This is a genomic window from Halorubrum sp. Ea1, from assembly GCF_002252965.1.
GTDB lineage: Archaea > Halobacteriota > Halobacteria > Halobacteriales > Haloferacaceae > Halorubrum.
The window spans coordinates 1-13139 of sequence record NZ_NHPG01000108.1 but is presented as its reverse complement, the minus strand read 5'-3'; the positions used below and the strand labels follow the sequence as shown (position 1 = coordinate 13139).

Below are 13139 nucleotides of genomic sequence, written 5' to 3'. Positions count from 1 at the left end.
CCACCGCCGGAACAGCCGGNNACGGCCGCCGAGGACGGCGCCCCCGACTCGCCGCGTCGGCGCACCGACCGACCGATTCTTGAGCGCCCGGCCCGGATCCACACGGCATGGACGGACCGCTGTGGATCGACGCGCACGCTCCCGCGCTCGACGAGATCCGCCAGGACGAGGCCCGCGAGCGGCTGGAGCGCGCGGTCGACGAGCCGATGAACCTCGTCGTGCAGGGACCGCCGGGGGTCGGGAAGACGGCGGCGACGCGCGCGCTGACCCGCGCCGCCCACGAGAACCCCGAGAGCGACCTGATCGAAATCAACGTCGCCGACTTCTTCGGCCGGACGAAAAAGGAGATCCGGACCGACCCGCGCTTCGAGGGGTTCCTGCAGGGGCGGAGCCGGATGGCGAAACGCGACATGATCAACCGCGTGCTGAAGGAGTCGGCGTCGTACGCCCCGATGTCGGGCGAGTACAAGACGGTCCTGCTCGACAACGCCGAGTCGATCCGCGAGGACTTCCAGCAGGCCCTCCGGCGCGTGATGGAGAAGCACCACCGGACCACGCAGTTCGTGATCGCCACCCGCCAGCCGTCGAAGCTCATCGCGCCGATCCGGTCGCGCTGCTTCCCGGTGCGGGTGCGCGCGCCGACCACCGACGAGACGATCGACGTCCTCGAGACGATCTGCGAGCGCGAGGGCGTCGACTACGACGGCGACGGGCTGGAGTTCGTCGCCAGCGCGGCCGGCGGCGACCTCCGCGAGGCGGTCCTCTCTGCGCAGGCGACCGCAGTCGAGGGCGGCGAGATCACGATGTCGACCGCCTACGAGACGCTCGGCGAGGTGGGCGACGACGACGCGATCCGCGAGGCGCTCGCCGACGCCCGCGCCGGCGACCTGAAGGACGCGCGGTCCGCCCTCGACGACCTCCTCGACGAGGGCGGGTACGACGGCGAGGAGCTCCTCCGGGAGGTCCTGCGGGTCGCCCGCGCCGGCTCCGAGTACGGCGGCGACGACCTCGCGCGGCTCCACGTGCTCGCCGGCGAGGCCGACCTCGACCTCACCGACGGCCTCGACGACCGGATCCACCTCACGCACCTGCTCGGGGCGTGGGCGGCCGGCCGAACGGAGCTCCGACCCGACCTCCGCGACCCGGTGGAGGCCTGACGATGGCCCGGAACCCGCCCATCGCGCGCGTGCTCCCGTTCCCGGTCGTCGACGAGGCGTGGCGGCTCGCGCTCGTTCCCGCCCTCGCCGGGGCCGCGACGCTCCCTCTCTTCCCCCCGGTCGGCGCGGCCCTCGTCGCGCTCGCGCTCGGGGTCCTCTGGTTCCACCGCGACCCCGACCGGGAGCCGCCGGACGCCGACGGGACCGTCGTCGCGCCCGCCGACGGCATCGTCTCGGTCGTGCGCGAGGAGGGGAACCGGCTGCGGGTCGGCGTGTTCATGAACGTCACCGACGTCCACGTGAACCGCGCGCCCATCGCCGGCGAGGTCCGCGAGGTGAGACACCGCCCCGGCGCGAACCGCCCCGCGTTCAGCAAGGAGTCCGACCGCAACGAGCAGGTCGCGATCGACTTCGGCGAGTACGAGCTGCTCGTCATCGCCGGCTGGTTCGCCCGCCGGATCCACCCCGCCGTGGAGCCCGGCGACACCGTCGACCGCGGCGAGCGGGTCGGCCACGTCTCGTTCGGCTCGCGCGCCGACGTGATCCTCCCCGCCGACGTGGACGAGGACGACCTGCTCGCGCGCGAGGGCGACACCGTCCGCGCGGGCGAGACGATCATCGCCGAGCGGGAGTCGGCCGTCGACGAGCGGGAGTGAGCGACCACCTCGCACGGCGGTTTCCTACAGGACGAACGGCCCCTGCTGCCGGATCGGCTCGCCGTGCGGCCGCCCCGCGACGGCGACGAGCCGGAGGCCGCCGTCGGTCGCGACCGCGAACTCGCCGCCCTCGCGGGTCGCGAGGACGTCGCCCTCCCCGAACGCGTCGCCCTCGACGGACCCGCTCCCCGCGACCCCGTAGAGGAAGCCGGTCCACCCGTCCGGCACCGCCCACGTCCACTCGTCGTCGACGCGGACGTCGAGGTACTCCATCGGGGTGTGGAGGTCGATCGGCGACCCCTCGCCGACGACGGTCGTGACGGTCGCGCCGTCGGTTTCTCGGGTGGGGAGCGCCGCCGCGCTCGCGTCGACGTAGTCGGGGTCGACATCTTTCTCGTCCCGCGGGAGGTTCACCCACAGCTGGAGCCCATTGCACGCCGCGCCGTCGGCGGGGAACTCCGAGTGACGGATGCCGCCCCCGGCCGTGATCCGCATCGCCTCGTCCTCGCGGGCGGTGTGTTCGACGCCGAGCGAGTCCGCGTGCTCCATGCCGCCCTCGATCATGTACGAGACGATCTCGAACCCCTTGTGCGGATGCATCGGGAACCCCGTGTCCGGCTCGATGTGGAACCGCTCGAACAGCACGAACGGGTCGAGGTTCGCCGGGTGACTCCCGGTCGGGAACGCGCGGTTCGAGTTCACGCCGGTCCCGTGGCGAACCGGCTCGCCCGGGACGACTCCGCCGCCGTCGCCCGCCGTTTCGTCGGTGACCATACGTGACCCACCGGTTCGGCACGCATAACGGTCTCGTCGGCGGTGGCCGAGACGGTGCGGAGCGACGGGCGGCGGGCCCGCGGGCATAGCGTTTTGTGTGCCCCCTGCGACACGGATCGTGCATGCCCGAAGAGACGATCCACGAGTCGAAGGGGTCGCGGAGTCGACAGGCCCTGGCCACGTACTTCCGGCGCATCGCGAAGGCGCTCGGTCGCGGCGAGCCGCTCCCGGTCGACGACGCCGGGACGGTGACGGTCGACCCCGCCGCCGAGTCCGAGGTCGAGGTCGAGCTCGAACGCGAGGACGGCACCGTCCACTTCGAGGTGGAGGTCGAGTTCGACGAGGCGGAGGGCGCGGTCGACGTCGACGCCGCCGCGAGCAAGGCGGCCTTCGAGCTGTACGCCGACAGCGCCGATCAGTGGCGCTGGCGCCTCGTCCACGACAACGGGAACATCATCGCCGACGGCGGCGAGGGGTACGCGGACAAGCGCGACGCGAGGTCGGGGATCGAGAGCGTCCAGCGGAACGCGCCGGGCGCGCACGTGATCGACGAGAGCCGCGACGAGGAGCCGCCCGAGGATGGCGGGAGCGACGCCGTCTTCGAGCTGTTCAGGGACAAGGCCGGCGAGTACCGCTGGCGGCTCCGCCACGACAACGGCAACGTCATCGCCGACGGCGGACAGGGGTACGCCTCGAAGCAGAAGGCGAAACAGGGGCTCAACAGCGTGAAGTCGAACGCACCGGGGGCGCTCGTCGAAGAGCTCGACGGCGACGAGCCGGCCGAGGACGACGAGGAGTGAGGCGGTCATGGTCCCCGACGATTCCTCTACCGACGACGCGGGAGTAGAGCCCTCCACCGACGACACGAGAGCAGAGCCGACCACCGGTGATGCCGGAGCGGCCCCCACTGCCAGCGACGCGCAGAGCCGAGACGCCTCGGACCGCCGCGTCGCCGGCGATCGATACGACCCGGACGACGACTCGGGCGGGTACCTCTCGCCCGGGGACGACGCGCCCGCGGATCTGGGCGATATCCTCCTCTACGGTCTGCTGGGCGGGATCGCCGGGTCGGTGCTGTCGTTCGTCCCCTTCGCGACCGTCCTCGGCGGCGCGCTCGCGGGCTACCTCTGCGGCGGCACGTCGGCCGACGCGCTCAAGACGGGCGCGGTCGCCGGCGCGGTCATGACGCTCCCGTTCGTCGCGGTGGTCGCCTTCCTCCTCTTCTTGTTCGGGTTCGCCGGAGCGCCGGCGGAGTTCGGCGTCTTCGCGCTCCTCGTTGTCGGGGTCGGCGCCGCCTACACCCTCGGCTCGGGCGTGGTCGGCGGCTACCTCGGCCACTACCTCCGCGGGGAGCTGTAGCGCGACCGCGGACCGCACCGCTTATTCGACGCCCGTCGCTACCTCGGGTCGGACATGGACGCGCTCGACGCCAAGTACCCGTTCTTCGCGGCCGCCCGCGAGGCCGTCGCCGACGCCGCGGTGTCGCTGCCGGAACTCGTCGCGGCCGACGCGCCCGCCGTCGAGCGCGGGCGCGAGCGCGTCGAGCGCGCCCTGATGGACGGGACGGTCGAGTCCGAGAGCGGCGGGTTCCCCGGGGAGTCCGCCTACGACGTGCAGGCGGAGCTGCTCTCGTACCCCGTCGCGCGGATCCTCGTCTCGCTTCTGGACTCGGAGCCCGCCATCGAGAAGTACGCCGCCGCGGAGGCCGCGACCGCGGTCGACCGGATCCGCGGGGACCTCGCGACCGACGACGAGCTTCGGTCGGTGTCGACGCCGACCGTCGCCCTCGGCGACGTGCTCGCCGAGTTCGAGCTCGCCGACGCGGTCCGCCCGGAGTCGCCGCGATCGGCCTCGGGCGCCGGCGTCGGCGCCCCCGACCGCGACCCCGCCAACTACTGGATCGACGTCGGCCCGTACCTCCGGCTCACGTCGCCGTCGTGGGGCGAGTCGTGGCGGCTGGTCAACCGCGCGCTCGCCGACGGCGCGGTGCGCGTCTCCCGCGGGGAGCTGCTGGACGCGCTGGAGGCCGCGGTCGAGGAGCGGGTGCGCGAGGGGCTCCCGTTCGAGCTGGCGGCCGGCGAGGGGATCGCCGCGGAGTTAGAGGAGGGCGTCGCCGACCTCAAGCGCCTGCTCTCCGAGCGGAGCTACACGGGGCCGGTCGACGTCGTCGCCCCCGAGCTGTTCCCGCCGTGCATGACGAACCTGATCGAGAAGGCCGAGCGCGACGCGGACCTCTCGCCGCCGGAGTCGTTCGCGCTGATGGCGTTCCTCGTCGGGATCGGGATGACCCCGGACGAGGTGGTGACGTTCTGCGCCGACACGAGCCTCGACGCCGAGGGGATCCGCTACCAGACGGAGTATTTAAAAGACGACCGCGGCACGCAGTACCCGCCGCCCACCTGCGAGACGCTGGCGAACTACGGGATCTGCCACAACGAGGAGGACCACATGCAGGTGGCCGCCGACCCCCTCGCGTACTACGAGAAGCGGGTCGCGGCCGCCGACGAGATCACCGACTGGCGAGAGCGCGAGGCCGGGAACGGGGAGAACGAGAGCGGAGAGGCGGAAGCGGACGAGGCCACGGATGGCAGAGAATCCACGAACGCCGGAGAAACCACGGACGCCGGCGGAACGAAGTAACCGCGCCGCCGGCCTACGCCTCGTCGCTCGCGCGGATGAGGTACGCGCCGACGAGCGCCATCAACAGGACGAACCCGGCCAGCAGTCCGACGAGCGCGAGCGCGCCGGACGCCGGCAGTCCGGCCGACCCGCCGAAGGTGACCCCGATCCCGACCAGCCCGACGATGAAAACGGCGGCCGCCGCCAGAGAGACCGTGATCTGCCGACGAAGCTCCGCGTCGATTTCCATGCCCGCGAGTTTCCGTCGCCGCTAAAAAAGGACTTCGATGAGGGCGGCCGGGGTCCGACGGCTCCGGCGACCGTGTCCGGAATATCTGACGCTCGACCCCCTTCAGCGGCGAATTTAACCGTTTACGGGGCCTATTTTCACGGGAAGCGAGGGTCCCCCTCGCGGTCACCCATGACGCACCCCCGAGACCCGCCCGCGTCGACGGTCCCCGAACCGGACGCCGCCCGAGCCGCGCCGCCGGCGGAGCGAACGCCGGATCGACGCGACTCGGCCGCGGTCGACGACGAGACCGACCGCTCGCCGGGCGCCGACGCCGACGCCGACGACCGGTCGGCGCGCGCCGCCGCGGAGGAGATGACGGTGCGGCCCCTCCGCGACCGGCGGTACGTCGTCGAGACCGACGGCGGCACCTACGTCGTCGCGCTCGACGCCGGCACCTGCACCTGTCCCGACCACGCGATCCGCGGCTCGCGGTGTAAACACCTCCGGCGGGTCGCCATGGAGGTGACCGCGGGGTCGGTCCCCGCCCCGGACGAGCGCGTGGGAGCCTGCGCCGTCTGCGGGGCGGAGACGTTCGTCCCGCTCGACGACCCGGGATCGCACCTCTGTTCGCGCCACGCGTTCGATCCGGGCGACGCCGTCCGCGACCGCGAGAGCGGCGAGCGCCTCGTCGTCGTCGCGGTCACGACCGAGCGGGCCGACGCCTACCGGACGGAGGAGGACCGGACGGTCGACGAGTACGCCACGAACGCCGCGTACGGCGCGCACGAACCCGTCGTCGAGGCCGTGTACGTCGACGCGGTCCGGCCGGGGCGCGGCCTGTCGGACTGCGAGCGGTACGCCTTCCCCGCCTCGCGGCTCACCCAGCGAGGTGGCTGATGTCGCGCCGCAGCGTGTACCCCTGCGGAACGCCGACGGCGCCGAGGCAGTCCGCGCACAGCGTCCGCTCGTAGTCGCGGTTCGTCTCCTTCTCGAGCAGCGAGGCGTCTCCGATGGGAAGCACCGACTCGCAACGGTCGCACTCGACCTTGTCGCCGTCGACGATCTTCATTGGACGGCCGTGACTTCCGGCGATCGATATAAAAAGGCGCGCCCGACGTTATCACTCCGGATAGCGGCGTCGGCATAAAATGGGTGCGGTCGACGCGACGGTCGGTCGCGGTGCGTCCGAGGTTAGCCGAAGAGTTCGCCGAGGCCCTCGCCGCCGTCCTCGTCGTCGTCTTCCTCTTCCTCGTCCGCGGCTTCCTCTGCCTCGTCGGCCTCGTCGGCCTCGTCGTCGGCCTCGTCGGCCTCCGCGGCGTCCGCGGAGCCGCCAGCGGCGGCGCCGGCGGCGGGCGCCGCGGCGGCCGTCTCGATGGCGTCTTCGATGTCGACGTCCTCCAGCGCGGCGACGAGCGCCTTGACGCGGGATTCCTCGACGTCGACGCCGGCGGCGTCCAGCACGCCGGTGATGTTCTCCTCGTTGATCTCTTCGCCAGTCTCGTTCAGGATGAGCGCAGCGTAAACGTATTCCATTGGTGTATCCTCGTAGTGTTAGCCGAACATCGCGCCGAGACCGTCGCCGCCGTCGTCGCCGTCGTCCTCGTCGGCGTCGTCGGCGGCGTCGTCGGTCGTCTCAGCGTCGTCCGTGTCGTCGTCTTCCTCCGCCTGTTCCTCCTCGTCGGCGTCGTCCGTCTCCGGAGCCGGGGCCGCCTCGACCCCCTGCAGCTCCTCGGGGAGCGCCTCCTCGTCGTCGATCTGGGCCGCGAGCGCACGCAGCTGGGCGTCGGCCTTCCCGATGAGGTCGGGCACGACGTCCGGGCTCTCGATCTCCGCGTACAGGCCGACGGACTTCGCCTCGCCGGACGCCTTCGCGAGAAGGCTGCCGACCGTGGCGGCCGTCGGGTACTCGGCGTTGATCGAGAGGTTGCGCGCGGCGGCGGCGGCGGACCGGATGTCCGCCGCGTACTCGTCGACGTCGATCGCGAGCTCGTCCGGCTCGAACAGGACGCCCTCGGAGTAGACGCCCTTGAGGTCGAGCCCGACTTCCTTCGGCTCGATGCCGAGTTCGACCAGGACGTTCGCGAGGTCCTCGTCGACGACCTCGCCCTCCTCGAGGACCGTGGAGTCCTCGGTGACCATGATCGAGCCGTCTTGGATGCGCGCGGCCGCGCCGATCGTCTGGAGCTCGCCGACGAACGGTCCCGGGTCGACGCCGGTGTCACCCTCGGGGATGAGGATGTCGTTGGGGGCGACCTCGCCCGCGTTGATGGGGGCGGGGGTCTTCGAGGCTTCCAGCTGTTTGTAGAGGCCGAACGGGTTGTCGTTCGTGCCGATGAGCGCGACCTGACCCGAGACGTACTGGGTCAGCTCCTCGACGCCGTCGTCGACCTCTTCGAGGGCGCGGACGGTGAGGGTGTTCCGGCTCACGCGGAGATCGGCCGAGCCGTGCAGCTCGCGGCGCATGGCCTGGAGCTGTCGGCTCGGGATGCCGCCGACGCCGACGACCCCGACGGAGTTGAACGAGTCGATGAACTCGACGAGCTCGTCGACCTCGTCCTGCTTCCACTGCGGGATCGTCTCGGTCTTGCGGACCGAGCTCATACGGGCACCTCCCTAGCGGGACCCATCGTGGTCTTCACGTAGATCCCGTCGATGTTGAGCGGCCCCTTCTCGAGGTCCGCTTCGAGTCGCCGGATGATGACGTCGATGTTGTCCGTGATCGCCTCGGCGCCCATGTCTTCGGCGCCGACGCGGGTGTGGAACGTGCGCCGGTCGCGGGACCGGAGCTGCACGGTGTTCTTCATCCGGTTGACGGTCTCGACGACGTCGTCGTCCGGCTGTAGTGGGGTAGGCATCTTCCCGCGCGGACCGAGGACGGTACCGAGGTACCGACCGATGTCCTGCATCAGGTTGGCCTCCGCGACGAAGAAATCGGTTTCGCCGGCCAGGTCCTTTGCGCGGTCGTCGTCGTCTCCGAGATCCTCGAGGTCGTCGCTGTCAAGCACTTCATCAGCGACTTCCTGAGCGCGGACGGCGGTTTCGCCCTCCGCGAAGACGACGATCTGTGTCTCCTGCCCCGTTCCAGCCGGCAGCACGACGGACTCGTCGATGCGGTTCGACGGATCGTTGAGGTCGAGGTCTCGCAGGTTGATCGCGATGTCCACTGTCTCGCGGAAGTTCCGCTCGGGCGCATCGTCGAGTGCGAGAGTTACGGCCTCTTGTATTGTGTCTGCCATTTTCACCTCCGTAGTACGCAGGTCGCTCCTACGGGTCAGTGAAACAGGCGAAGCCTGTCTCACCGGAGAGTGGTCCATCCGAGGTTTAAAAGCGTCGAACCGCCCGTGCCCGTGCGAATCGGCGACAGGGCTCGTGCGGGCGGTCGAGGCCGGACGGGCGACGTCCGCACCGGGAGAGAGGCGATCGCCGCCGAAGCGAGGTGGCCGCCGCGGCGGCGGACGCGGAACCCGACGCGGTCTCCGGATTCGACGCGCGTCGAACTCCGAAACGTCGGATAGGGGAACCCTTTTGACGCCGCTGGTCGACCCACGAGGTAATGACTCAGGGTGGTCCGGCGTGACGATGGACGACCGCATCGAGGACCTCCGCGAGCGCCGCGAACGGGCGGCGCTGGGGGGCGGCGAGGACCGGATCGAGTCCCAACACGAGAAGGGGAAGATGACCGCGCGCGAGCGCGTCGACTACTTCCTCGACGACGGGACGTTCCACGAGTTCGATCGGTTCCGCACCCACCGGACCCACAAGTTCGGGATGGAGGAACAGCAGATCCCGGGCGACGGCGTCGTCACCGGATACGGCGAAGTGAACGGGCGGAAGACGTTCGTCTTCGCCCACGACTTCACCGTCTTCGGCGGGTCGCTCGGCGAGGTGTTCGCCGAGAAGGTGTGCAAGGTGATGGACAAGGCGATGGACGTGGGGGCGCCCGTCGTCGGGCTCAACGACTCCGCGGGCGCCCGGATCCAGGAGGGGGTCGCCTCGCTCGGCGGCTTCGCGGAGATCTTCCGGCGCAACACGGAGGCGTCCGGCGTGATCCCACAGATCTCGGCGATCATGGGGCCGTGCGCCGGCGGCGCGGTGTACTCGCCCGCAATCACGGACTTCACGTTCATGGTGAAGGACACCTCGCACATGTTCATCACCGGCCCGGACGTCATCGAGACGGTGACGGGCGAGGAGGTGAGCTTCGAGGAGCTCGGCGGCGCCGTCACCCACACGTCGACCTCGGGCGTGGCCCACTTCGCCGAGGAGAGCGAGGAGGACGCCTTGGACGACATCGCGCGGCTGCTCTCGTACCTCCCCGCCAACAACGTCGAGGACCCGCCCCGCGTCGAGCCGTGGGACGACCCCGAGCGCGCCGACGAGGAGCTGGCCGAGATCGTTCCGAACGCCCCCCGGAAGCCGTACGACATGAAGGAGGTGATCGGCAGCGTCGTCGACGAGGGCTCCTTCTTCGAGGTGCAGGAGAACTTCGCGAAGAACGTCGTCGTCGGCTTCGCGCGGCTGGACGGCCACTCGATCGGGATCGTCGCCAACAACCCCCGGGTGAACGCCGGCACCCTCGACATCGAGTCGAGCCAGAAGGGGGCGCGCTTCGTCCGCTTCTGCGACGCGTTCAATATCCCCATCCTCACCTTCGAGGACGTGCCCGGCTTCATGCCCGGCACCGACCAGGAGCACAACGGGATCATCCGCCACGGCGCGAAGCTGCTGTACGCCTTCTCCGAGGCGACGGTCCCCCTCCTCACCGTGATCACCCGGAAGGCGTACGGCGGCGCCTACTGCGTGATGTCGTCGAAGCACATCGGCGGCGACGTCAACTACGCGTGGCCCACGGCCGAGATCGCGGTGATGGGGCCGAAGGGCGCCGTCAACGTCCTCTACCGCGAGGAGCTGGCGGCGGCCGACGACCCCGACGCGCGAAGGCAGGAGCTCATCGACGAGTACCGCGAGGAGTTCGCGAACCCGTACAGCGCCGCCGACCGCGGCTTCGTCGACGACGTCATCGAGCCCGCTGAGACGCGAGCGCGCCTGATCGACGACCTCCAGATGCTGAAGGGGAAGCGCTCGGACCGGCCCGAGAAGAAACACGGCAACATCCCGATCTGATGGCGACCGACTCGCCCGACCCGTCCGACCCGGACGCCGCCTCGACCGACGCGGACGCCGCCTCGGCCGACGCGGAAAGCGGACCGAACGGCCCAGCGGTCGCCGCCGTCCTCGACGGGCTGACCGTCCCCGACGACGCCGACGACGCGGAGGCCGCCGCCATCGCCGCCGCGGTCGCGGCGCATCTCCGCGACGGGGAGTTGGCCGCGGCGGCGGCCGCGACCGACGAGGAGACCGGGTGGGAGGGGAAGCGGTGGGCGTTCGCCGACCGGGTCGACCGCCTCACCGGCCGGTCGGTCCGCGTGCCGACGGAGGCGCCGACCGACCCGTGGACGGCGGCCGGCCGCGCCGACCGCTTCTGACGGGAACGCCCCGTCCGCCGAACCCGGCGTATCGAGGCGGCGCCGCGGCTGTCCGGGTTTCGAACGGCTACCCCGGACGCGAGAGCGCCCGAGCGCGTGCATTCCCCGGCGAGACGCCCGCCGAGCGCCTTGCCACGCCAACCCTTCTCAGGGAGCGTTAGAAGATACGTTGGATAACATATATATCTGTGGTCACGCCTCGGGCGGCTCCTCGGCGCCCTCCTCCGCGGCGGTCCCCGCGGGCGATCCGCCGAGGACCCGGTTGAGAACGATCGGAACGACGCCGGCGAGGAGGACGAGGATCCCGATTCGGACGAGTATCGAGGCGTCCGTCAGGAGCGTCGCGGCGAGGTACGCGCCCGCCGCGACCAGCGTCGACGGCAACACGTAGGGGTTTCCGGGCGAGAGCATGTCGGGATATGGAAGCGGGCAGCCCTTAACCGTCTCGGGGGAAGCCGCGGCGCGCGCCGACAGAGTACGACGATCGTCGTCACCGACCGTCGTCGCGGACCGATAGAATGAGGTGGGTTATCGTGGAATGACGGTGTAAGAATGTTCGATAAGGTTCTCGTCGCGAACCGCGGAGAGATCGCGGTTCGGGTGATGCGCGCCTGTGCCGAGCTGGACGTCGACACCGTCGCCGTGTACAGCGACGCCGACAAGCACGGCGGCCACGTCCGGTACGCGGACGAGGCGTACAACGTCGGCCCGGCCCGCGCCGCCGACTCGTACCTCGACGGCGAGACGGTCGTCGAGGCCGCGCGCGCGGCCGACGCCGACGCGATCCACCCGGGCTACGGCTTCCTCGCCGAGAACGCGGACTTCGCGGCCCGCGTCGAGGACGCCGACGGGATCACCTGGGTCGGACCCGCCAGCGACGCGATGGAGCGGCTCGGCGAGAAGACCCACGCCCGCCGGGTGATGGACGACGCGGACGTCCCCATCGTTCCGGGGACGACGGAGCCCGTCACCGAGGTCGAGGCGGTCACCGAGTTCGGCGACGAGCACGGCTATCCCGTCGCGATCAAAGCCGAGGGGGGCGGCGGCGGCCGCGGGATGAAGGTCGTCGAGAGCGCCGAGGAAGCCGAGGAGGCCCTCGCGTCGGCCAAGCGCGAGGGGGAGGCGTACTTCTCGAACGACTCCGTCTACCTCGAGCGCTACCTCGAGAACCCCCGCCACGTCGAGGTGCAGATCGTCGCGGACGCGGGCGACGGGGACGTCCCCGCCGACGAGTCGGACGTCGTCCACCTCGGCGAGCGCGACTGCTCGCTCCAGCGCCGCCACCAGAAGGTGATCGAGGAGGGCCCCTCCCCCGCGCTCTCCGACGAGCTCCGCGATCGGATCGGCGAGGCCGCCCGCCGCGGGGTCGCCGCGGCCGACTACACGAACGCCGGCACCGTCGAGTTCCTCGTCGAGGAGGACCTCGACCGCGACCCGTCGGAGCCGCTCGGCCCGGACACGCCGTTCTACTTCCTCGAAGTCAACACGCGCATCCAGGTCGAACACACCGTTACCGAGGAGCTGACGGGGATCGACATCGTGAAAGAGCAGCTCCGGGTCGCCAGCGGCGAGGGACTCTCCGTCTCGCAGGGCGACGTCGAGCTGGAGGGCCACGCGATCGAGTTCCGGATCAACGCCGAGAACGCCGCGGAGGAGTTCCAGCCCGCTAACGAGGGCCGGCTCGACACGTACGACCCGCCGGGCGGGATCGGCGTCCGCGTCGACGACGCGCTCCGGCAGGGCGACGAGCTGGTCACCGACTACGACTCGATGATCGCGAAGCTGATCGTGTGGGGCGCCGACCGCGAGGAGTGTCTCGCCCGGTCGAAGCGCGCGCTCGCGGAGTACGACCTGGAGGGCGTCGTCACCGTCGTCCCGTTCCACCGCCTCATGCTCGACGACGAGCGGTTCGTCGCTGGCACCCACACCACGAAGTACCTCGACGAGGAGCTCGACCGGGAGCTGGTCGCCGAGGCGCAGGAGAAGTGGGGGACCGAGTCGGCGTCGAGCGACGACGACGAGGAGGTGACCGAACGCGAGTTCACCGTCGAAGTGAACGGGAAGCGCTTCGACGTGGAGCTCGAGGAGCGCGGCGCGCCCGCGGTCCCGACGCCCGCGAGCGGCGGGAGCGGCGCGGGCGGCCGCAAGCAGCGACCGCCGCAGGCGACGTCCGACGACGGGGGCGACGACGGCGTCGACGTCGCCGAGGGCGGCG

Annotated in this window: 16 protein-coding genes; 9 read left to right on the top strand and 7 right to left on the bottom strand. The window is 71.0% G+C overall.

What is annotated here, in order from left to right:
- Positions 1-107 precede the first annotated feature (107 nt).
- Complete coding sequence (locus tag DJ73_RS12975; RefSeq protein ID WP_094558164.1) at positions 108-1157, top strand: AAA family ATPase; 1050 nt, start codon at positions 108-110, stop codon at positions 1155-1157.
- A gap of 2 nt (positions 1158-1159) precedes the next feature.
- Positions 1160-1813 (top strand): protein sorting system archaetidylserine decarboxylase, encoded by a 654-nt coding sequence (locus tag DJ73_RS12970; protein ID WP_094558163.1) that lies wholly within the window; start codon positions 1160-1162, stop codon positions 1811-1813.
- Positions 1814-1837: 24 nt separating this feature from the next.
- Here DJ73_RS12970 and DJ73_RS12965 read toward each other — a convergent pair whose 3' ends face one another.
- On the bottom strand, positions 1838-2587 hold the full coding sequence (locus DJ73_RS12965; RefSeq protein ID WP_094558162.1) for a pirin family protein: 750 nt from the start codon (positions 2585-2587) through the stop codon (positions 1838-1840).
- Positions 2588-2709: 122 nt separating this feature from the next.
- Between DJ73_RS12965 and DJ73_RS12960 the strand changes: the two genes are divergently transcribed.
- From DJ73_RS12960 to DJ73_RS12950, 3 genes are read left to right on the top strand one after another with little or no spacing between them, the layout of a single operon-like run.
- Entirely contained in the window at positions 2710-3387 is a 678-nt protein-coding gene (locus DJ73_RS12960) for an HVO_2922 family protein (RefSeq protein ID WP_094525151.1), read from the top strand.
- 7 nt (positions 3388-3394) lie between these two features.
- Positions 3395-3946: a DUF5518 domain-containing protein gene (locus tag DJ73_RS21020; protein WP_249269145.1), complete on the top strand. Its 552-nt coding sequence runs from the start codon at positions 3395-3397 to the stop codon at positions 3944-3946.
- 54 nt (positions 3947-4000) lie between these two features.
- Positions 4001-5227 (top strand): DNA primase, encoded by a 1227-nt coding sequence (locus DJ73_RS12950; protein WP_094558161.1) that lies wholly within the window; start codon positions 4001-4003, stop codon positions 5225-5227.
- A 13-nt stretch (positions 5228-5240) separates the two neighbouring features.
- Here DJ73_RS12950 and DJ73_RS12945 read toward each other — a convergent pair whose 3' ends face one another.
- Positions 5241-5456 carry a hypothetical protein gene (locus tag DJ73_RS12945; protein WP_094525149.1) on the bottom strand — a complete coding sequence of 72 codons (216 nt, stop codon included), beginning with the start codon at positions 5454-5456 and terminating at the stop codon, positions 5241-5243.
- Between the two features lie 171 nt (positions 5457-5627).
- Here DJ73_RS12945 and DJ73_RS12940 point away from each other — a divergent pair, with 171 nt between their 5' ends.
- A complete protein-coding gene (locus DJ73_RS12940) occupies positions 5628-6335 on the top strand; it encodes an SWIM zinc finger family protein (protein ID WP_249269144.1) in 708 nt (235 codons plus the stop codon).
- Here the strand turns inward: DJ73_RS12940 and DJ73_RS12935 are convergent.
- From DJ73_RS12935 to DJ73_RS12920, 4 genes are all read right to left on the bottom strand, one after another.
- Positions 6316-6507 (bottom strand): hypothetical protein, encoded by a 192-nt coding sequence (locus DJ73_RS12935; protein ID WP_094525148.1) that lies wholly within the window; start codon positions 6505-6507, stop codon positions 6316-6318. The two genes, DJ73_RS12940 and DJ73_RS12935, sit on opposite strands and share 20 nt — an antisense overlap.
- A gap of 122 nt (positions 6508-6629) precedes the next feature.
- Positions 6630-6971 (bottom strand): 50S ribosomal protein P1, encoded by a 342-nt coding sequence (rpl12p, locus tag DJ73_RS12930; protein ID WP_094525147.1) that lies wholly within the window; start codon positions 6969-6971, stop codon positions 6630-6632.
- 18 nt (positions 6972-6989) lie between these two features.
- A complete protein-coding gene (locus tag DJ73_RS12925) occupies positions 6990-8039 on the bottom strand; it encodes a 50S ribosomal protein L10 (protein ID WP_094526406.1) in 1050 nt (349 codons plus the stop codon).
- A complete protein-coding gene (locus DJ73_RS12920) occupies positions 8036-8674 on the bottom strand; it encodes a 50S ribosomal protein L1 (protein ID WP_094525145.1) in 639 nt (212 codons plus the stop codon). The genes DJ73_RS12925 and DJ73_RS12920 overlap by 4 nt, the downstream gene beginning before the upstream one ends.
- A gap of 343 nt (positions 8675-9017) precedes the next feature.
- Between DJ73_RS12920 and DJ73_RS12915 the strand changes: the two genes are divergently transcribed.
- Entirely contained in the window at positions 9018-10562 is a 1545-nt protein-coding gene (locus tag DJ73_RS12915) for an acyl-CoA carboxylase subunit beta (RefSeq protein WP_094525144.1), read from the top strand.
- Positions 10562-10924, top strand: a complete 363-nt coding sequence (locus tag DJ73_RS12910; RefSeq protein WP_094558160.1) for a hypothetical protein — start codon at positions 10562-10564, stop codon at positions 10922-10924. Before DJ73_RS12915 ends, DJ73_RS12910 begins: the two co-directional genes overlap by 1 nt.
- A gap of 192 nt (positions 10925-11116) precedes the next feature.
- Here DJ73_RS12910 and DJ73_RS12905 read toward each other — a convergent pair whose 3' ends face one another.
- A complete protein-coding gene (locus tag DJ73_RS12905; protein WP_094525142.1) occupies positions 11117-11335 on the bottom strand; it encodes a hypothetical protein in 219 nt (72 codons plus the stop codon).
- Between the two features lie 141 nt (positions 11336-11476).
- Between DJ73_RS12905 and DJ73_RS12900 the strand changes: the two genes are divergently transcribed.
- Positions 11477-13139, top strand: a 1663-nt coding sequence (locus DJ73_RS12900) for an acetyl/propionyl/methylcrotonyl-CoA carboxylase subunit alpha (RefSeq protein WP_094558159.1), incomplete at its 3' end; no start/stop codon positions are given.

Coding starts and splice junctions, on each gene's coding strand:
- DJ73_RS12935 (WP_094525148.1), bottom strand. CDS start 6,507: ATGAAGATCGTCGACGGCGACAAGGTCGAGTGCGACCGTTGCGAGTCG.
- DJ73_RS12975 (WP_094558164.1), top strand. CDS start 108: ATGGACGGACCGCTGTGGATCGACGCGCACGCTCCCGCGCTCGACGAG.
- DJ73_RS12965 (WP_094558162.1), bottom strand. CDS start 2,587: ATGGTCACCGACGAAACGGCGGGCGACGGCGGCGGAGTCGTCCCGGGC.
- DJ73_RS12925 (WP_094526406.1), bottom strand. CDS start 8,039: ATGAGCTCGGTCCGCAAGACCGAGACGATCCCGCAGTGGAAGCAGGAC.
- DJ73_RS21020 (WP_249269145.1), top strand. CDS start 3,395: ATGGTCCCCGACGATTCCTCTACCGACGACGCGGGAGTAGAGCCCTCC.
- DJ73_RS12905 (WP_094525142.1), bottom strand. CDS start 11,335: ATGCTCTCGCCCGGAAACCCCTACGTGTTGCCGTCGACGCTGGTCGCG.
- DJ73_RS12945 (WP_094525149.1), bottom strand. CDS start 5,456: ATGGAAATCGACGCGGAGCTTCGTCGGCAGATCACGGTCTCTCTGGCG.
- rpl12p (WP_094525147.1), bottom strand. CDS start 6,971: ATGGAATACGTTTACGCTGCGCTCATCCTGAACGAGACTGGCGAAGAG.
- DJ73_RS12940 (WP_249269144.1), top strand. CDS start 5,628: ATGACGCACCCCCGAGACCCGCCCGCGTCGACGGTCCCCGAACCGGAC.
- DJ73_RS12960 (WP_094525151.1), top strand. CDS start 2,710: ATGCCCGAAGAGACGATCCACGAGTCGAAGGGGTCGCGGAGTCGACAG.
- DJ73_RS12920 (WP_094525145.1), bottom strand. CDS start 8,674: ATGGCAGACACAATACAAGAGGCCGTAACTCTCGCACTCGACGATGCG.
- DJ73_RS12950 (WP_094558161.1), top strand. CDS start 4,001: ATGGACGCGCTCGACGCCAAGTACCCGTTCTTCGCGGCCGCCCGCGAG.
- DJ73_RS12915 (WP_094525144.1), top strand. CDS start 9,018: ATGGACGACCGCATCGAGGACCTCCGCGAGCGCCGCGAACGGGCGGCG.
- DJ73_RS12910 (WP_094558160.1), top strand. CDS start 10,562: ATGGCGACCGACTCGCCCGACCCGTCCGACCCGGACGCCGCCTCGACC.
- DJ73_RS12970 (WP_094558163.1), top strand. CDS start 1,160: ATGGCCCGGAACCCGCCCATCGCGCGCGTGCTCCCGTTCCCGGTCGTC.